The sequence below is a fragment of the Almyronema sp. genome (assembly GCF_052168255.1).
Taxonomy (GTDB): Bacteria; Cyanobacteriota; Cyanobacteriia; order Phormidesmidales; family Phormidesmidaceae; genus Sphaerothrix; species Sphaerothrix epifaneia.
On sequence record NZ_JBQLZL010000065.1, the window covers coordinates 47602 to 66575 of the forward strand.

At 50.9% G+C, this 18974-nt stretch carries 12 protein-coding genes and 1 pseudogene; 7 read left to right on the forward strand and 6 right to left on the reverse strand.

The window, feature by feature from the left end; all coding sequences use genetic code 11:
• Nucleotides 1-28 precede the first annotated feature (28 nt).
• Nucleotides 29-1573: a SagB/ThcOx family dehydrogenase gene (locus tag ACTS3T_RS14690; protein WP_377964058.1), complete on the reverse strand. Its 1545-nt coding sequence runs from the start codon at nt 1571-1573 to the stop codon at nt 29-31.
• Nucleotides 1574-1827: 254 nt separating this feature from the next.
• Here ACTS3T_RS14690 and ACTS3T_RS14695 point away from each other — a divergent pair, with 254 nt between their 5' ends.
• The 3 genes from ACTS3T_RS14695 (at nt 1828) to ACTS3T_RS14705 (ending at nt 6000) form a co-directional block, all read left to right on the forward strand.
• The gene (locus tag ACTS3T_RS14695; RefSeq protein ID WP_377964029.1) at nt 1828-2361 is read left to right on the forward strand and encodes a pentapeptide repeat-containing protein; all 534 of its coding nucleotides are present in this window, start codon (nt 1828-1830) and stop codon (nt 2359-2361) included.
• Nucleotides 2362-2474: 113 nt separating this feature from the next.
• Entirely contained in the window at nt 2475-2990 is a 516-nt protein-coding gene (locus ACTS3T_RS14700; protein ID WP_377964027.1) for a hypothetical protein, read from the forward strand.
• 175 nt (nt 2991-3165) lie between these two features.
• The gene (locus ACTS3T_RS14705) at nt 3166-6000 is read left to right on the forward strand and encodes a tetratricopeptide repeat protein (RefSeq protein WP_377964025.1); all 2835 of its coding nucleotides are present in this window, start codon (nt 3166-3168) and stop codon (nt 5998-6000) included.
• Nucleotides 6001-6053: 53 nt separating this feature from the next.
• Here ACTS3T_RS14705 and ACTS3T_RS14710 read toward each other — a convergent pair whose 3' ends face one another.
• The 4 genes and pseudogenes from ACTS3T_RS14710 to ACTS3T_RS14725 form a co-directional block, all read right to left on the reverse strand.
• The gene (locus ACTS3T_RS14710; RefSeq protein ID WP_377964023.1) at nt 6054-6374 is read right to left on the reverse strand and encodes an STAS domain-containing protein; all 321 of its coding nucleotides are present in this window, start codon (nt 6372-6374) and stop codon (nt 6054-6056) included.
• 336 nt (nt 6375-6710) lie between these two features.
• Nucleotides 6711-8696 carry a glycosyltransferase gene (locus ACTS3T_RS14715; protein ID WP_377965775.1) on the reverse strand — a complete coding sequence of 662 codons (1986 nt, stop codon included), beginning with the start codon at nt 8694-8696 and terminating at the stop codon, nt 6711-6713.
• A 107-nt stretch (nt 8697-8803) separates the two neighbouring features.
• Nucleotides 8804-10081 (reverse strand): annotated as a pseudogene (locus ACTS3T_RS14720) (DUF3131 domain-containing protein); the annotation flags it as partial.
• A gap of 50 nt (nt 10082-10131) precedes the next feature.
• A complete protein-coding gene (locus tag ACTS3T_RS14725) occupies nt 10132-14241 on the reverse strand; it encodes a DUF3131 domain-containing protein (RefSeq protein WP_377965779.1) in 4110 nt (1369 codons plus the stop codon).
• A 107-nt stretch (nt 14242-14348) separates the two neighbouring features.
• Here ACTS3T_RS14725 and ACTS3T_RS14730 point away from each other — a divergent pair, with 107 nt between their 5' ends.
• The 4 genes from ACTS3T_RS14730 (at nt 14349) to ACTS3T_RS14745 (ending at nt 18562) form a co-directional block, all read left to right on the forward strand.
• Nucleotides 14349-14729, forward strand: coding sequence for a hypothetical protein (locus ACTS3T_RS14730; RefSeq protein WP_462935234.1), 381 nt, complete (start codon nt 14349-14351; stop codon nt 14727-14729).
• A gap of 507 nt (nt 14730-15236) precedes the next feature.
• A complete protein-coding gene (locus tag ACTS3T_RS14735; protein WP_377965783.1) occupies nt 15237-16421 on the forward strand; it encodes a BMP family ABC transporter substrate-binding protein in 1185 nt (394 codons plus the stop codon).
• Nucleotides 16422-16474: 53 nt separating this feature from the next.
• Nucleotides 16475-17572: an ABC transporter permease gene (locus ACTS3T_RS14740; protein WP_377965785.1), complete on the forward strand. Its 1098-nt coding sequence runs from the start codon at nt 16475-16477 to the stop codon at nt 17570-17572.
• A gap of 42 nt (nt 17573-17614) precedes the next feature.
• A complete protein-coding gene (locus ACTS3T_RS14745; RefSeq protein WP_377965787.1) occupies nt 17615-18562 on the forward strand; it encodes an ABC transporter permease in 948 nt (315 codons plus the stop codon).
• Nucleotides 18563-18658: 96 nt separating this feature from the next.
• Here the strand turns inward: ACTS3T_RS14745 and ACTS3T_RS14750 are convergent, their stop codons facing one another.
• Complete coding sequence (locus tag ACTS3T_RS14750) at nt 18659-18904, reverse strand: hypothetical protein (RefSeq protein WP_377965789.1); 246 nt, start codon at nt 18902-18904, stop codon at nt 18659-18661.
• Nucleotides 18905-18974 lie beyond the last annotated feature (70 nt).

The window sequence follows — 18974 nt, forward strand, 5'->3', positions numbered from 1 at the left end:
ACGATTCACTTCTGAAATCGAAGTTACCCTACTGTCGCTGGCGTGGTTGACCCAAGGTTGTAATGTAGAGAACAGCTTCATCGCCAGGGATGCCTAGAATTTCGTTGACTTGGTCGTCAAAAAATCCGCCAATGCCGCTGACGCCCAACCCCAAACGAATGGCTGCTAGATTGAGCCGTTGCCCTAGATGGCCAGCATCCATATGTAGATAGCGGTAAGCGCGATCGCCGTAACGAGCGACGGCTTTCTTTAAATCAGCGGTGTGAAACAGAACGGCGGCGGCATCGCGACCCAAGTCTTGCCCCAGACACAAATAATGCAAATCGCGCCGAAAATTTTTGAAGCGAACCTGACGCAGTTCTTGAGCCTGAGGTGCGTAGTAGTAGCAACCTTCATCTAGTCCGACAATTGCTGAGGCGGCGATAAAGGTTTCGATTAAGCTGAGGTCGAAGTAGTCGGGCTGGCGATCTAGCCCTTGTTCAGCGTAGGCTTCGGGCTGATAGGCAAAGTGTAGCAGCGATTTTAGCTCGGCAAAGGTTAGATCAAGACCGCTATAGTGTCGCGTTGAGCGGCGACGCAGAATTGTGTTTTCTAATTTTTGCAGAGACTCACCCCACTCAATGGCAGAAGTGACGGTAGAGGCTTTTAAGCAAAAAGGAAAATTGTATTTGTCTGCCTGGGGTTCAGGCGGCGTAAGCGAGGGTTGGGGATCAGGCGTGGGAGAATCCGCGATCGCGGGAATTTGCGAGACTTGGTGCAAATAGGGCAACAGTTCGCCATCGGGCAATTCAGGATAGTCGTGGTGAACGCCGGAGGCTAAAGTCGTGTTGCTAGACGGCAAATTTTGCTCCACCTGCAGCAAATCAGCTAAAGCCACAACGGCGATCGCCGCTTCTTCTGGCGCATTGAGGTAGAGCAGTTGATTAACCGCCGTATCGGCAAAGCCACCGATTAAGTGAGGCCGATAATCAGCCAGCGAACTTGCTAGCTCCAAATTACCGAGCAGGTGGCCAGTATCGAGGTAGATGCGGCGATAAGCCCGATCTTGATAGCGCCAAGCCGAGCGAAAAAAGACAGCGCTAATTACCATCGCCAGATGGGTTTGCTCTAGCGCCGGGTGCCAAAAGCAAGCCTTTTGCAACGTTTGCCAGACGTGCTCATCCCAAAATCGTACCAAGCCGTGAGAGCGCACCTGATAGTTGTAAAGTCCAGCCGGCAGGAGAGAGGTTCCGCGTGAGATCAAATAGATTTCGGCTGGATATAGCCCTCCGGCTGACGGAGCCGCTCTGAGATAAAAGGGTTCGCCTGACAGACTCGGCACACGCGCTGTTAGCCCATAGGTATTAATCAGCAAGCGCGATAATCGCGCTGCCATTGAAACGGTATCTACCTGAGATGCTTCTGTTTCAGCCAAATAGGGTTGCAAGTCAACCAACGCGCCCAGCGGATACTGCTTGTAAGGACTAGGCTGAGTTGACCAGTCGAGCGACTGAGCCTTAGCCGCAAGACCAGCAGGGCTGTATTTCGTCCGTTCATGGTAGTGCTGAGCAAACGAAAGCTGTAAATGAGTCATAAAGAAGCGGTAGGCAAAAGACAAAACCTTTTCCAGGGTGACACGGAACGCTACAGAGACAGATCCTCGGAAATGCTGAAAAGAATCTTAAATCGCCACCCAATGAATCCGTGACGTTGATATATTAAGTTTTGTCAATGAGTATTTTTGCTTAGTCTTTGACTGTGATGACAATTCTCAAAGATAAACCGTTAATGGCCGTTTTTAACCCCTTTGGAAAAACTAGGAGCGATCGCTTAATTCAGAGATAACACATGCAAGAAATGACCGTCGAAGAACTGCTAAAGGCTTATCAAGCAGGGCAGCGAGATTTTTCTAATAGTAATCTAAATCAAATCAATTTATTTGAAATCGATGTGCGTGGCATTATTTTACAGCACTCTAACCTAACGGGTATTTATGCTCCTTATGCCAATTTCAGTCAAGCAAATTTGAGTCAGTGTTTACTGGCTGGCGCTAACTTAGCCGATGCCAAGCTTTATGGGGTCGATTTGAGTCGGGCTAATTTACAAGGTGTTGACTTGACACGGGCAAACCTCAGTCATTGCAATTTGTCAGGCGTTGATTTGAGTCAGGCTAAACTATCAGGCGCTGATTTGAGCTATGCCGATTTACGAGGGGCTAACTTAACCCAGGCTGCGCTCATCCGCACAAATTTGAATCACGCTAATTTGGCTCAAGCCAATTTAGTCGGAAGCTGCCTGTTTCGCGCCCAAGCCATTAACCTAGCGGGTGCAATTTGCGATCGCACCACTGTTTTGCCAGATGGCTATCATTACGACCTTTAACCACCAATCTCTTACTTTCGACCTCACTCACTGACCCTGTGAGGGAGGGCAAAACCCTTATTATTTCGTTACTTTGGCAACAGTAGCGTTAAGACAAGTATTTGAGAAATAGCATGGCTAATAACTATTTAATCGCAGTTTTATCCAATCGAATTCAGGTGGAAAAGGCTTATTCGGCGCTAGCAGAAGAGGCTGTACCGATGAGTCAGGTTTCTGTGCTTGGGCGTGGCTACCAAAGCGCAGACGAATTTGGTTTAATCAATCCCGACGATGAAGCAGATAAACAATCTAATCGGTTGGCAACGTGGGTAATACCTTTTGGCTTTTTGGCAGGTTTTGCCTTTAGCGTTCTCTCAGGCTTGCAAACGTTTGCTTGGGCGGGAGAACTGGGCAACCACTTGATTGGCGGATTGCTGGGAGCGGCTTCTGGCGCTTTGGGCGCTTTCGTGGTGGGGCGTATTTCCGGTTGGACAGTGGGCAGTGGGGATGCGATCGCTTATCGAAATCGATTAAACGCGGGTAAGTATCTGATTATCACCCAGGGATCTGACGAACTGGTTCGGCAGGCAACCCGCATTTTGCGGCAGTTTGAACCAGAAAATTTGCAGGGTTATACTGAGCCTGCCTGAGCTAGATTGGCTAAAAGTGCGATCGCTGGCTTTGGGGAGGGAGTGGCAACGGTTGCCGCGCTCAGCCTTAGGCGGCGCTAAAGTAGCAGGAGTTGCTGCAATTGAGTATGCTAAAGCGTAGCTAGCGTAGTCACTCAAAGCCGCTAACTGCCCATGCCAGCGTAAGGGAGTCTTGATGAGGCAGATGTCAACAGAAAAGCTGCTGTTGTTGTCTAAGAGTTTGTTGTTCTTTTACTTGTTGTTGCCCAGCCCCCCCACAGCGGCTGCAACCGTCAGTGAACCCTCTCAGCCTTTACTGGCTCAAGCGGTTACGCCTGAAGAGCGGCAGACCCTAGAACAACTACAACAAGAGGCTAACCTTGCCTTCAGCCGAGCAACCACTTTGTTTGTGGTGCTGCTGGGGGCGTTGGTATTGCTAATTGGTATTGGCGTCGCCATGCTGTGGTTTCTACGGCAATCTGTGGTGCGTGAAGTCGCTACGGTCGTCCGCACCCAGCTTAACGAGATGACTGATCTGGAAAACCAGATTCGCTCAGCCACCAAAGAACTCGATCAGATTTTGCAGGAGGCTGAAACGCTGGCCGATGAGTTAGCCGAGCGCTCAGACAGGTTTGCTGGCGAGGCCGCTAGCCAAAAACAAGCGATCGCCAAGCTAGTAGCGGATTTGAGCGATTTTAAGCAAACGACGTTAGCCGACTGGCAAGAACAAATTGCCAGCTTTCAGCAAGACCTGCACACGAGCCAATCACAGTTTAGCCAAACCGTAGATACGCTGCACCAACAGGCCGATCAGCAACTCAGTCAGTTTTCGTCTCAGTTGCAAACCCGGCAGGAGACGGTTAGCCAAAGGGTTAGCGCTGCTGAGGCTACAATCAGCCAGCAGGTAGAGATGCTGACAGCCAGTCGCCAGCAACAGCAAACAGATTTAACAGAGACGCTGCAACAGCAAAAAGCTGATTTTAGTGCGGCTGTGCGAGACTTACAAAGCCAGATTGAACAGACGCGCGATCGGGCGCTGGCTGAACTACAGCAGTTACAAGCCAATTTCCCCGATCGCTTAGACGCTTTGCAAAGTGAAGCCCAACAGCAGCTTTACCAGCGACGAGATCAACTGCTAGCTGGGTTGACGCAGCAATCTCAAGAAATCAACGCTCAGCTTGCCGAGTTGCAAGCTAGCACTTACGGCCATAAAGAACTGGCGCTACAAAATATTGAACGTGCTACCCAAGATTTTGAAAAACAGTTTAACCAGATCCGGCAAGCTGTTGAGTCGCAAAAAGAGCGGACGTTAAGTGAACTGCAACAGACGGCTAGTAGCTTCGACGGTCAGTTTGCTGACATTAAAGCCGAAGTCGCGCAGCGCAAAACCAGCTTGTTGCAAGATCTCAATCAGCAGTCAGAGCTAGTGGCGGTTCAGCTAGGCAATTTACAGCAAGATCTAGATACCCAAAAGCAGCAGTCTTTTGACCAATTGCAGCAGACGGCTACTGCGTTTGCCAGCCAGCTAGAAGCGCTACAGACTGACTTGGGCACCCAAAAGAGTCGTTTGCTCGGTGATTTAGAACAGTCTGCTCAAGCCTTTCAACAACAGCTACAGGACTTGGGAAGTGGGCTAGCGGGTGAGCGCAGCCAAACGCTGGCTAGCTTGCAACAAGCTGCTAGTGAGTTTGTCGATCAGCTAGCAGAAATGCGGGCGGTTGTTTTTGAACGGCGCGATCGCGTCTTGGGCGGTTTAGAAGCCTTTGATCAGCGTTTGGGTGAACAAGTTAGCGTTTTAGAAGCCGAAGCAGCACAAAGGCAGCAAGCTGCTTTCGATCGCTTAGAACAGGTCAAGGCAGACTTTGATGCTCAAATAGCAGACCTACAAACCCGCCTGAGCCAGCAGCAAACGACCACATTTGACGAATTGAGCCAGCTTAACGCTGAGTTTCGCGATCGCCTTGAAACCTTACAAACTGAAGCCCAGGCCGAAAAAGCGCAGATTATGCAGCAGTTGGGCGAGGTGACCCCGCAATTTGTCGCCGATTCTTTTGAAGCCGAAATTCGGCAAGCGACCCAAGCTTTATCTACTCAAATTGAGCAACTGCAGGCCAATCGCCCAGAGCTGTTTTTGACAGCCGATGACCGGATTGAAAAAGGGCATTTGCTTAAATCTCAGGGGCGCTTCGCCGAAGCGATCGCTGAATATGATGGCGCTTTAGAAATTCAACCGCGCAATGTCGAGATTTGGCAAAACAAAGCAGAAGCTTTGTCAGACCTCCAGCGTTATGAAGAAGCTCTAGCAGCGCTGGATCAGGTGCTTTCTTTGCAACCGGAAGCGGTCGAACCTTGGTATCAAAAAGGTTTGGTTTTGCGAGAGCTGAAGCGCTATGAAGAGGCCGCAGCGGTGCTTGATCGCTTTTTAGCAGAACGGCCTAGCGATGCAAAAGCCTGGTTTAACAAGGGCATGGTGCTGAGTCGCTTGCGTCAACGAGAAGCGGCGATCGCCGCCTTTGATCAAGCGCTAGAAGTGAACGCTGAGTATCACGAAGCCTGGGTCAATCGGGGTGTGGCCTATGGCATTTTGCAGCAGCACGAAGCAGCTTTTCAATCTTTTGACAAAGCGGTAGAAATTCAGCCCAACGACGCAGTTGCCTGGTTAAATCGAGGACTGGCTTTAAGCGAATTAGAAAAGTTTGAAGAGGCGCTAACTTCTTTTGACAAGGCTACCCGGTTTAACCCCGATTCTTCAAAGGCATGGGACAACCGAGGTTATGTGCTGATGAAGCTAGGGCGAGATGCCGAAGCTATTCGCAGCTTTGACCGAGCTTTAGAGGCCGATGCCGACTACGACAAAGCCCTCTACAACAAGGCTATTTGCTACGCTATGCAGCGCGAGGTAGATATGGCGCTAGAAAATCTGCAACAGGCGATTCGGCTAGAGCCTTCTTACCGCGAAGAAGCTAAGGTAGAACCTGCTTTTGATACCCTTTGGGAAGACGACTGGTTTAAGGATTTGGTGAGGCGTTGAGGCGATCGCCGCAATGCATCCATAAGCGGCAACTGTGTCGTTGAAGTCAGCGCTTAAACTTGCATACAGGCGACAGCTTCGCTTTGATTGGCAAAGATTTCAAAAACTTTGTCCATGCCCGTTAGCTTAAACAGCATTTGAGCCTGGTGATTAATCGCACAGATGGAGAGCCGTCCGCCCACTTCTCTAGTGGCCTTCATCGCCATTACTAAAGCACTCAGCCCAGAGCTATCCATAAAGCTAAGATTTTGACAGTCAATCAAAATATTTTTTTGTCCTTGGCTAATCAGGTCTAGGGTGCGACGACGTAGATCATCACTGCTATTGATATCTAAGTGGCCATTAAGCTCAATAATTTTGATTGAGGTATCCATGATGATTGCGTTGATTTCAGTAAACAAATTGTCTTTTTAGTAGAGTGCCAACTTCAGGCTAAAAACTATCTCTACTACTCAACTTAAAGTGGCAAAACGATATGTTTAATACCAATTCTTCAAAAGAAAGGTACAGATGAGACTGACGAAACGTCTGCAGAGCCAAGACTGTTCAATTCAAAATCGAAAATCCAAAATCGAGAATTGATATAACCCTGCTTAAATCACATATCTTTTGCTCAGGTAGAATGGTAAAAGCTTTGCATGCTACTGCCTGTCTTTAGCTATAAAAGCGAGAAGCTGCTTAGAGTAAACCTTTGGTTCTACCTTCTGAGCTTAATTTTTGCCTTTGGCTATATCTGGCTGCCAAACTGAGGCGCGAATGACAGTCCACAACAGCACCAAACCATAAAGCCCCCAGCCCACATTGACGCCATAAGCTATGGGGTCAGCAATCCGGTTGAGCAAAAGCTGTCCAAGCCCCCAAAAAATACCTGTAACCGTAAGACTAAAGACAAAAATCTGAGGCCATACCAGTTTCAGATAAATGCCTGACTGGCGCTGCTTGGGGGTGACTTGAAACTTGAGCGGTTGCTTAGAAAAAACGCTCCAAACTGCCTGGATAAATAGCGGAAAAAGCGCGATCGCATATTGCTCAGATCGCCAAATTTCGCGGGCTGGAATACCCCAGGCAACCGTGAGAAACGTTAGACGGTTAATCAAAAAAGCAGGGAAAAAATAAAGGGCAAACTCAGGCCCGAAAGCCTCAACCGGAATTAGCCCTGTGAAAAAGTAAATAATCGGACAAGCCAGAAACACCAGAGCCGCAAAGCCAGCAAAGTAACTGTACATTGTCTGGAAATATTGCAGCCTTTGCCAGCAGCTTAGCCCTGGCTTAGTCAGTGGATTTTCGGTTTTCAAAACCTGAATCGTGCCTTGTGCCCACCGTAAACGCTGCTTCAAAGTAGAACTCAAATCATCTGGCGCTAACCCTTCAGCTAGTAGCTCATCGTGATAGATCGATCGCCACCCTGATGCGTGCAGCCGCATGGCCGTATTCATATCTTCTGTTATGCTGCTGCTAGATAAGCCGCCAATTAAATCGAATTCTTCTAACCGTTTTTCGTCAGCAGAGAAGGCTGCCGAAAAGTTTTGTAAGCCTACGTTAACTAATGCTTCACGCCGCATGAGGGCGTTAGTCCCGGTATAAAAGGCTGAGTTCAAGCCGTCTTTTCCTTGCTGAATAGGGCCATAAAACAGATGGGCTTGATGACCAAAAGGATCGCCTTGAGGCAAATTATAAAAACCCTGAGGTGTTTGCACAAAAGCAATGCGGTTAGGTTCATACTGACCCGTAAACAGGTTGTAATTGAAAAAGTATGGCAACACCCGTTTCAAAAATTGAGGTTTGGGAACGTGGTCAGCGTCTAGCGTCAGAATAAATGCGCCCGCCGTTTTTCCTGAAAAGATGGCATAGTTAATGTTTCCGGCTTTGGCATGATGAGGCCGATGGCTGGGTTTCGGGCGGGCAATGTAGCGGCAACGAGCTAAGTCAGCTAAGGCTAGTTCTTGATGGTGAATGGCTACCTGGGTTTGGGCAATTTCTTGACTGAGGCGATCGCTCAGTGAGGGGTGTTCTGGGTTTAAAAGTCGCAGACCTTGTGCAAAAACTTGCAGCAGGTGAAAAGACGATTCAGTCGCTGCCGATTGCGTCGTTAAACAGCTTTCAGCGACTTCAGTTTGAGGCTGAAGTTGTTGCAGTTGGGCTAAGCGTTCGATTAGGGCTTGCCGTTGCTGCTGTAGCTGTTCGGATCGGCGGATTAAAGCAGGAGATTGCAAGTCTTCCAGGCAAAGGCGTTCTGCCACAGAACGTAGTTCAGGGGAATTGCCATCATCTAAGACATAAACGCGCAACTGCTGGGGTAAATAATCCAGCGCTAGCGCCGCCCGTATTGTCTGCTCGACCAGGTCTGGCGGTTCGTTGTAGCAGGTAATAAAAACATCAACCGTGGGCCACTGTTGGGGCGGCATTTCTGGGATGAGGCGATCGAGCGATCGCACCTGACGCTGGAGCGGTCGCCAAAGCCCGATCATAAACATGACTCCGCCCAGGTAGCTATAGATTTCAGCCAGCAACAATGGCACTGAAAACCACAAGACGTTGCTGTTAAGCGAATGGGCTACTCGCCACTGCAAATACCAGAAGCCAACAATAATATTGATAATGGCTAAATAGCGAAACAACAGCGTTCGTTTTTTGAGCTGCGATCGCGTATTGCCATAAAAAGCAGACATGTTTTCGAGTACTGTGGAGGCTACCATCGCTGATCCTTTGAGGTCTTGCAGGTGAAGAATTAAACCGGTTGAGCCAGGTAAGGGTTACCGGAGGCCAACAGGCTGGCTAGTCGGCTGATGAGCTAGGGCTGGGTAATCAGCGGTTGACTTCCTCTGGCTTTGTAGTAAAAGAGTTCCATCAGCAACCCATTTGTGTTGCCTGTGAGGATGGCATTGGTTTCGCCAGTTGCTTCGTAAATACCGGCAAAGTAGCCGCTGCCTGCCGGATCGTGTAGCGTTTTCACTGCGGCAAAGAGTGCCTGCGGATAAGCGGCCTCTGGGTAAAGGTAATACCAGCCAAAAGCAGCTTTGGTGCTGAGCGTTCGTAGTTCGGGATAGGGTTCGTTTTTCTCGGTGATAACCGCCCAGGGTTCACCGTTGGCATAAACGGTGTTGTAGAGAAAATGGGGCGCTTGATCAATGTTGTCTTCTGAGACGGCGGTTAACTGCCCCGTGGCTTCGTAGCGTTGCTTCTGCGCTTCTAGAACCGCTTGTGCTGCTACAGCGAGTTCACCTTCTAAACCGTGTTCAATGGCGTGCAAAATGTAAGACTCGCTGACCACGTAGTTGTTGGCGTTTGAAGTCTGGTAGTCGCGGCTGTCTACAGGAACTTCGATGCCTTCAACAGTGACTTGTTGCATCGGTTGTAAATCTAAAGCTCGATCGACTTCAAAGCCCCAGAGCTGATAACCCTTAGCGGCATATTCTTCGTAGCCGAGTCGCCCTTCTTGCACTAGCTCGGTTTCACCTGTTTCGCTCACAGTAGCGCCATACAGTTGCCCGTCTTGTACCGATCGCTCTAACTGCCAGCTAGCCACAATGCCTTCTAGCCAGTCTTCATACTGGGGATGGCAGGTGCGAATAATGTGAAAAGCGGTTAACAATCTACCAATATCTAGCGCTGACCAGCCCAAACCGCGATCGCTAGGCTGATTGTTATAGTCCACCATTTCACCGGTAGCGCTGTTATAAACTTTTGTCGGTAGCGCCTCTTCAAACAGGGGCAGTTCGCTCAGGCTGGTCAAAAACTGGTTGAGCTGATAGTCAAATTCACTTTGATCAATCAAGTCGAGCCACCGGGCTGCATTTAAGGCCATCAGGTAGTTGCCCATATCCCATAACGTACCGGAAGGATACTGATCGGCGGCGTTGGTAAAGCCCGTTGTCGGTTGGCGATTGTCTAGAAAATACTGCCAAGCTACGCGGGCGTAGGTTTCTTCTTCAGGTGTGAGCGCCACCGTCGGGGCACAGTAATTTTCGGCGGTAGCGGGCGATGGCTCGGAGACGTTAGCTGTTTCAGGAGTAGCCGCCGAACACATGCTGAGCGAGAGGCTGGCTAAGGTGCCTGCTAGTGCCAGGGAAAATGGTTTCATCATGGGTTGTAAAAGTGACATAGGTTTTGAGGGTTTGAGTTGTTGAAAAGTTAGAGTTGAATCAGGGGGCGACCCCCTCTAGCGTGGTAGAGGAGGCTTTCGAGAACAGCGGCGTTGGTGTTGACGTTGATGGCGCGGTTAGGGCCAAGTTGGGGATCTTCATACCGTCCGGAAAGGTAGCCCCGGTTTTCGTCGGCTAAATTTTGGACGGCCTGACGCAGGGTTTGGCCATAGGGATCGCCAGCTTTGAGCGCTGACCAGGCAAAAGCCGCTTTGGTGCTGAGAAACTTGAGATCTGGATGCGACACCCCCTGGCTGGTTAGCACACGCCAGGAATTGCCGTCTGCATAAACGCAGTAATAAAGAAAGTAGGGCGGGCGATCGAGGGCGTCTTCATTGAGAGCCGTCAAGATTTGGGTACGCGCGTAGCGCTGCTGCTGCACCTGTAATAGCGCCTCAACCTGCGGCTGCACCGCTTCTGGCCAGCCCAGTTCTAGACCCCAGAAAAAATACGGATCGTTAGTCAGGTAGTTGCTAGCGCCTGAGTTGGCGCGATCGCGTTGATCCACATTCAACGCCACGCCGTCTACCGTAACGCTTTCGATGGGCGGTGCATAAAGGGCATTAGTGGCCGCTTGCCCCCACAGCAGCAGCCCTGCCGCCGCATACTGCTCATAGCCGAGACGGCCTTCTTGCCAGGTTTGGCGGTTTCCCTGTTGATCTAACCCGCTGCCGACTAACCAACCTTCGCTCACCAGGGCAGACAGGTCAAAGCGGCGAACGACTTGCTCAATGCGATCGCTGTAGTCGGGATAATGGGTCTGCAACACTTTGAGGCTGATCAAAAACCGACAAATATCCAGCGCTGACCAACCGCTTCTACCCTGCGGATCGGGCGTATTACTCAACGTATACATGGCGGCAGTAGCGGTGTTGTAAGCTTTATTGGGCAGCGCTGTCTCCGGTAGCGGCAGCGTGGTCAGGGTTTGCAGGCAGCGCTCCAAACGACGATTGAAGTCTGAAGCAGAAATCAAATCAAGCTGTCTAGCGGCGTGTAAGCCCAAAAGCGCACTGCCTTGATCCCACACTGTACTCCAAGCCAAGTTGTCAACCGCGTTGACCAGTCCGGTGGTGGCGTTCCAGTTGTTTTCAAAAAACTTCCAGGCGCGTTGAGCGGCAATTTTGTCCATGACGCTTAAATCAGCAGGGGGAGAAGGGGCGCTGGCAACCGCGACTGTCTCTTGATCGGGGCTGGGGCTAGCGATCGCTGTTGCGGTACCCGCAGGGGGCGGCAGGGGGGCGGGTTCAGCCGAAAGGGTCAAGTCTTCGGTAGCTGGGGGCGCAGACGATGCCTGATCGGTAGACACCCAGTAGCGATCGCGACCCTGGCTCACCATTTCAATCGGCAGCGTGTCTGTTTCCGGTAAACCCTGGCCAGAATCTCCCTGCCGAATGGCCTGCCACCAAGGAGAGGCCCGATCGCTGTGGGGCTGAATCAAAGGCTGCTGCGTCACTTTGTGCAAGAGTGCTTGCAAAATCAGGCTGTTGGTACCGCCTGTAAAGCCGATAGCCGTGCGGCGCGACTGCTCATAGAACCCTTCGTAGTAGCCCAACAGTGGGTTGTAGAGGTCTAGCGTTGCCTGCCAAAGTTCCTGACTGTAGGGGTCGTTAGGAAACAAAGTGAAATAAGCGAAGGCAACGGCGGTACTGACCAGTCGCATTTCAGAAACATCCGTGCCGCTTTCGGTAACCGCTGGCCAGGGCTGCCCATCCGCCACAATCGTATTGTGGATAACGTAGGGATCTTGATCAATTAGCGTCGTTCCAGAAGCGCTGAAGGTGCCTGTCCGCTGATAGCGGGCTTTTTCTGCCGAGAAAATAGCGTCAACCAGCGATCGCATTTGCGGATCAAAGCCAAACTCTAAGCCATAAAGAATAAAAGGCGTGCTGATGGTGTTGAGTTTCTCTTGGCGGCGACGGCCATCGGCTCGTTGCACGGGCACGGGTTGGCCTTCCACCTCGGCTCGCTGATACTGCCCCCCCACGGCTGAGCGAGACACATCAAAGCCCCAAAGCTGAAAGGCACGAGCCGCATATTCTTCATACCCCAAGAGCTGAGACGGGTTCACCCGAATGCGCGATCGCCCGTTGGCATCTTCTCGAAGGACAGCATTAGAAAGCTGGCCGTTGCGCACCACTCGCAGGTAAGACCAATCCAAAGCTGTTGTGTCAACAACGTCTGCATATTCGGGATGGCACGTCTTCAGCACATGTAGAGCCGCCATTAACCGACCAACGTCTAACCCCGACCAGCCATTGCCGATAGCGTCGTCGTTGCCGCCATAATCAATGGGATTGAGGGTGAGCGTGTCGTAACTGCGATGGGGCAACTCTCCCGCAAACAGCGGCATTTGCCGCAGGGCACCGAGTAACTGCCGTACCCGCTGGTCAAATTTTTCAGCCGAGATAATGCCTAGCGTTTGAGCAGCGTGCAGCGCTGCTAAATAATCTCCCAACCCCCAAAGGGTGGCTCCGTTCATATCACTGCGGTCGTTGACCAAACCTGTGGGCTGATAGTTGGCGTCAAAATAGTTCCAGGCATTTTTGGCATAACGTTCGTCGGTAATGCGCAACGGTTGTTCTGGCAGCGGGCAGCTAGAAGGACGCGGTTGACCGACCGGAGCAACGGGGGCGATCGCGACCGCTGTTGTGGGCGGCGGCTCAATGGGGGCAGCCGTAGGCGGCGGAGAAGCGGCGGCAGCGGCGGCGGGAGACGGCTGATCTGTAGCCGCAGGCGGGGGCAACGTTGCAGGCGGAGCCGGAGGAGCGGGCGATGACGGTGGCGAAGGCGGAGCTGAACCAGCGATTAAGGGCTGATAGCCTCTGGCTTTGTAATACAAAATTTCGACTAAAAGGCCGTTGGTATTGCCCGTCAAAATATCGTTGAGGGGGGGCTGGGGTTGATAAAGTCCCGATTCGTAAATACCTGCGTAAAAGCCTCTGCCTGAATTACAGGTGTCTTTAACCTGATCAAACAATCGTTTGGCATAATCGTTTTCAGGATAAACATAATGCCAGCCAAAAGCGGCTTTAGTGCTTAGCGTTCGCAGTTCGGGGTGTAGCTCATTGGCCTCGGTAATGACTGCCCAAGGAACGCCATTAGAATAGACCGTACTATAAAGAAAGTAAGGAGCCTGGTTGATATTGTCTTCTGAAACAGCCGTTAACAAGCCTGTATCTTCAAAGCGGCGTTTTTGGGCTTCAAAAACACGGTTGGCATAGTCTGCCAGTTCACCATTTAGACCAAATTCAATCGCTTCTAAAATGTAAGATTCGCTAACAACATAGTTATTTGCATTTGTCTCTTGATAGGTTCGGGTATCAACTGGAATTTGTACGCCGTAGATATCAACAAACTGATACGGATCAAACGCTAAAGCTTTAGGCGCGTTGAATCCCCAAAGCTGATAACCTCTAGCGGCATATTCCTCATAGCCTAAACGTCCTTCCTGCACCAGCAATGTGCTGTCATCGGGCAAGACGGTAGCGCCATAAAGCATGTCGTCTTGCACTGACAGAGCCACCTGCCAGCTATCAATTAGCCCTTGTAGCCAATTGCTGTACTGCGGGTGGCAGGTTCGCAAAACATGAAAAGCGGCCAAAATTCGGCCAATGTCTAGGGCTGACCAGCCAATACCCCGGGGTAAGGGGTTGTTGCCATAGTCCACCATTTCACCCGTGGCGCTGTTGTAAACCTTATTGGGTAGCTTGCCTTCAAAAAGCTGAATTTGGCTGAGTCCATTTAGAAAGGTGTTGAGGCGCTGATCAAACTCAGCTTGATCAATCAAACCCATCCAGCGGGCGGCATTCATCGCGGTGAGGTAGTTGCCTAAATCCCACAGAGTACCGGAAGGGTAGCCTCCGGCTGAGTTAGAAAAGCCTGTAGTGGGTTGAGAATTGTCAACGAAGTAGTTCCAGGCCGACTGAGCGTAAGCCTGTTCTTCTGGGGTTAAAGGGTTAGTAATAGCTGCACAAGCCGATCCAGCTTGAGCCAGCGTCCGTTTAGGATAGTTAACTGTGAAAAGAAATTGGCAAAAAACGCCGACTAACACAAAAGCCGTAAAGCGAATCCATTGTTTAGGGAAGGGCCTCTTTTTCATAGCAAAAAGGTGTTTATCGACGACCTAACGGTGTTCGATAAGCATTAACTGATTTTTAAAATTGCTGGCGAAACTCATGCTGCTACTGGCGATCGCCAATAGCAGAGGTGACAACCAAAACAATTCTTTATCCGCTGGCAAAACTGACTGATCAGTCAAAAAGTATAAAGAATCTAACTAATCAGCGATTTGGCGCAATAAGCTCTAAATTTTTAGCTGAAGGTTCTGGCGTCGTTATCCGATTGGCGGCACTTTCAAGTCCGACAATCAAGCCAAAAGCTGTTATTAAACCCGCCGAAATACTCAGCACTACCCAAGCTGTGGGTGGACAGACAAAATCATTGTTCATTAAGGGTAAGCGACTCCTGCCTTTACAAATTGGCAAAGCACCACTAACGATTTTCAGGCAGATGCAGATCAAGGCTTACTTACTGCAAAAGAATGCCCAAAAAAAAGCAGAATCTATTATCAGCAATTTAATTTCTTGAGCGATAAAGCGATGCATACAACTGCTAGGCATTCACCAGAAATCCAGGTCTGACTTCAGTTAAGCCAAGAGGGTAATAGAGATAGCTACTAGCCGCAAGCCCCCCAAACGGCTAAAAACTGTTGATAGAAAAGCTTTCATGCGGCTCTTCGGCTTTAGCAATGACGCTCGGCAAAGACTCTTGACAGCAGGCCAGCCTTGAGCGTTGTTGAACAAACAGGCGATCGCCGCTGTGGCTCAACGCTAAGTTCTGCAAAAAGAATCTGGCTTCAGGCAGAAATAGCAAAGCTGTATACAAATTTGCAACTCAATTTTCTCAATTCTATGAACTAGCCCTCGCAACCAGTCACCTTTCGACACTGAGCCAAGCTGAGATCTGAGCTAGCGGCCTGTGGAAATTAGCCTTTCCATCGGTACTCGGCTGAGGGGTGTACTCAGTTTTGCCTAGATGCGACTTAGCGCTGGGGGCGATCATCCATTTCGCCGACTCATAGGAGCCTTCTACAGCATGACTTATCGAAAAAAATCTTTGCTTCGCTTATCTCGACGCCAGGTGGTTCGAGGTCTATTGGCGACGACTGCCTTTGGCTTGACGGCTAAACTCGGAACGGGATGTACTGCCACAGAAGGCGATCGCGCTGCAGGCAGTGGTGAGGCGTCAGATCTGGTGGTGGGCTTTATCTACGTCGGCCCTAAAGACGACTACGGTTACAACCAGGCTCATGCTGAAGGGGCAGCGGCGATGGCGGCGCTACCTGGCATTCAAGTGGTAGAAGAAGCCAACGTGCCAGAATCAACCGCAGTAGCCGAAACCATGCGCAACATGATTGAAATTGATGGCGCTAAAGTGCTATTTCCAACGTCTTTTGGCTACTTCGATCCATACATTTTAGAAATAGCGGCGGAATTTCCGGAAGTACAGTTCTTTCATGCCGGTGGCTTGTACCAAGACGGTATGCCCGATAACGTCGGCAGCTACTTTGGCTACATCGACGAAGCCGAGTATGTTGCAGGGGTCGTCGCAGGGCACATGTCGCAATCTGGCAAGCTGGGCTTTGTCGCGGCTAAGCCGATTCCGCAGGTCTTGCGCAACATCAACAGCTACACCTTAGGTGCTAAATCAGTGAATCCTGAAATTATCACCAAAGTCATTTTTACCGGAGATTGGGCGCTCCCAGTTAAAGAAGCTGAAGCGACTAACAGCATGGCGGATCAGGGAATTGATGTGGTGACCTGTCACGTAGACAGCCCTAAGGTGGTGATGGAAACGGCTGAAAAACGGGGCATTTACTGCACGGGCTACCACGCCGACCAGTCTAGCTTGGCTGCTAATGGCTACCTGACCGGAGCAGAGTGGGACTGGTCAAGTATTTACACCCAGCTAGGCGAACAGTTCTTGGCGGGGCAAACCCTGATGGCGGGCGATATTGATCACATTTTGCGGGGGGGCTTGGCTGAGAATTTTTGTAAGGTTTCTGAGTATGGGCCTGCGGTAAGCGACGAAGCGAAAGCGGCTGCCGATGCGGCTAAAGAAGGCTTGATGAAGGGCGAACTGGTGATTTACCAAGGCCCACTGCAAACTAATGCAGGCAGTACAGCCATCCCAGCCGATAAAGAACTCAAGCAACAAGATATAGAACTGGAAAAAATGGACTACCTGATTGAAGGGGTTGATGGCTCTGTGAGTGGCTAGAGGCTTTTAGCTCGGTTTCTTTTGGGTTTAACTACTGTTCATTCTGGGTTCTCATGCTGGTTAACCAACCTTGGCGGCGAAATTTAGAAACAATCTGCCTACCTGTGGGGGCGTTGATTGTGGCAATGGTCATTTTTGGCCTCTTTTGTGCTTTTGCGGGGGCAAATCCCTTCAGCGTTTATCAATCTATTTACAAAGCGGCTTTTGGTAGCTGGAGTGCTTGGCAAAATACGCTGATTCGAGCGGCACCGCTGATGTTAACTGCGCTGTGTACGGCTTTGCCAGCGCGGTTGGGACTGGTGATTATTGGCAACGAGGGAGCCTTGGTTATTGGTGGACTTGCTGCCGTACTGGTCGGACTTAACTTGGGGACGGCGCTGCCTGCCCCGGCGGTGCAAATCGGTATGGCCTTGGGCGGCATTGTGGGCGGGGGGCTGTGGATTATGGCGGTAGGGGCGCTGCGGCATTATCGCGGCGTGAATGAAACGATCAGTAGCTTGCTGATGAATTACATTGCGATCGCCATTTTGAATCACCTCGTAGAAGGGCCGTTGCGTGATCCTGACTTTGTGACAAAGCCTTCTTCAGCAGAACTAGCCGATGTGCTTTGGCTGGGCAACTTACCAGCCACGCGCATTCATTTTGGCCTGCTTTATGGCCTAATTACCTGCATCATTGCCTATGTATTGATTCAACGCACCACCTTTGGCTTTGCTGCCCGCACAGCCGGAGGCAACATTCGCGCGGCGCGGATTGCGGGGCTACCCGTGGGTAAGCTTACCCTCGCCATTTGCTTTTTAGGTGGCTCGGCGGCGGGGCTAGCAGGCATGGTGGAGGTGGCAGCGGTGCAAAAGCGGGTCAATGAATCGCTGGTGTCTAACTATGGCTATGCCGGCATTTTGGTGGCGTTTGTGTCGCGCCACAATCCGCTGGCGACGATTTTAGTGGCCGTTTTGCTGGGGGGTATTTTGGCTAGCGGCGGTATCTTACAGCGATCGCACAATTTACCCGATGCCACGGTTTTGGTTTTTCAAGGGATTGTGTTTCTTTGCGTGTTGTTTAGTGATTCGCTCTATAACCGCATTCCCTTTTTCCAGCAGCATCGAGTCATTCATGAGCGGGCGGCTACCCCCGTGGGCAGCGGCGTATAAAGCGCGAAGACAGTTAAACATAAAGCAGAAGCAAGGCAAATTATGGCAGCCGAAGCATTAGGATGGTGGGGCGTACCGTTGGGCATTTTGGCGGGGACGTTGCGAGGCAGTGCCCCGTTTTTGTTTGTCAGCTTGGGTGAATGCCTGACTGAAAAAAGCGGCAAGATCAACCTGGGTCTAGAAGGAACGTTGCTGATGGGGGCGATGAGCGCCTATGGCGTTTCGTACCTGACGCAAAATTGGGTAGGGCCGGGGCTATCTCCCTGGTTGGGGGTGCTGGTGGCGGGCATTTCGGGGATGCTGTTGGGGGCGATTCATGGTTGGCTAGCCCAGCAGCCCCGCGTCAATGATGTGGCGGTGGGCATTGCCATGATTATTTTTGGCAGTGGGCTGGCGTTCTTTTTGGGCAAGCCGTTTATTCAACCCCAAGCCCCGCAGTTGATGACGATTGACATTGGCGGCTGGAGCAGTTTGCCTCAGGTGCAGTCGGCGCTAAAGCTTAGCCCTTTGTTTTTGATGGGTATTGCGATCGCGCCTTTGATGCAGTGGTTTTTCCGGGCAACGCGCTGGGGGTTGTATGTTCGGGCGGTAGGCGATAGCCCCGAAGCTGCTAGAGCTATGGGCATTTCGATCTTTCAGGTGCGAATGCTGAGCATTGTTGCTGGTAGTTTTCTGGCGGGTATTGGTGGAGCTTGTTTGTCGCTGTATTATCCCGGTGTGTGGACGGAGCGAATTTCCAGCGGTCAGGGTTTGATGGCGGTGGCTTTGGTGATTTTTGCCCGCTGGAACCCTATTCAGTGCCTTTGGGCTTCGCTGTTGTTTGGGGGGGCGCAGGCAATTGGCCCAGCTTTTCAATCGGTGGGCATTGATGCCTATTACTACTTGTTTAATGCTGCGCCCTATATTTTGACGCTGCTGATTATGATTATTACCTGCTCACCTAAGCGAACGCTGATTGGTGCGCCAGGGGCACTGGGAAAGGAGGATTAGCAACCTAGAACCGGGTTTCTGGCAAAGCATGGCAGTTGTCACACGTTTGCAAAGAAACCCGGTTTTTCAAGGGCGATCGCGCCTGATGTTTGGCGCTTAATTGAGCCGACAGCGTTTGGTGAGAATCACCATGACTTCGTTAGGTCGTCCGGTAGAAAGCGGGCGGCTCCAGTCGTTGGGTTCGGCATAGTCTTTCAGGTGCAGGTGGTGGATCTCTTGCCGCACACAAGGCAAAGAGCCAAACATCATCAGCCGCACCGTTTCACCGCTGCCAGAGGGGGTGCTGTCAGGAAGGGCGATCGCAGGAATTGAGCGATCGCCGCTGTTAGTCTCTTGAAACATGGGTTGTTTACTCCTTTTTGGGTTTGAGTCTGGGCGGGAAGCCAAAAACCAAAGTGCTGAGCCGAAAGCG

What these genes read in the sequence shown, in the direction of transcription:
- ACTS3T_RS14710 (WP_377964023.1), bottom strand. Translation starts at nt 6,374, where the DNA reads ATGGATACCTCAATCAAAATTATTGAGCTTAATGGCCACTTAGATATC.
- ACTS3T_RS14745 (WP_377965787.1), top strand. Translation starts at nt 17,615, where the DNA reads ATGGCAGCCGAAGCATTAGGATGGTGGGGCGTACCGTTGGGCATTTTG.
- ACTS3T_RS14740 (WP_377965785.1), top strand. Translation starts at nt 16,475, where the DNA reads ATGCTGGTTAACCAACCTTGGCGGCGAAATTTAGAAACAATCTGCCTA.
- ACTS3T_RS14690 (WP_377964058.1), bottom strand. Translation starts at nt 1,573, where the DNA reads ATGACTCATTTACAGCTTTCGTTTGCTCAGCACTACCATGAACGGACG.
- ACTS3T_RS14735 (WP_377965783.1), top strand. Translation starts at nt 15,237, where the DNA reads ATGACTTATCGAAAAAAATCTTTGCTTCGCTTATCTCGACGCCAGGTG.
- ACTS3T_RS14695 (WP_377964029.1), top strand. Translation starts at nt 1,828, where the DNA reads ATGCAAGAAATGACCGTCGAAGAACTGCTAAAGGCTTATCAAGCAGGG.
- ACTS3T_RS14705 (WP_377964025.1), top strand. Translation starts at nt 3,166, where the DNA reads ATGAGGCAGATGTCAACAGAAAAGCTGCTGTTGTTGTCTAAGAGTTTG.
- ACTS3T_RS14750 (WP_377965789.1), bottom strand. Translation starts at nt 18,904, where the DNA reads ATGTTTCAAGAGACTAACAGCGGCGATCGCTCAATTCCTGCGATCGCC.
- ACTS3T_RS14700 (WP_377964027.1), top strand. Translation starts at nt 2,475, where the DNA reads ATGGCTAATAACTATTTAATCGCAGTTTTATCCAATCGAATTCAGGTG.
- ACTS3T_RS14715 (WP_377965775.1), bottom strand. Translation starts at nt 8,696, where the DNA reads ATGGTAGCCTCCACAGTACTCGAAAACATGTCTGCTTTTTATGGCAAT.
- ACTS3T_RS14725 (WP_377965779.1), bottom strand. Translation starts at nt 14,241, where the DNA reads ATGAAAAAGAGGCCCTTCCCTAAACAATGGATTCGCTTTACGGCTTTT.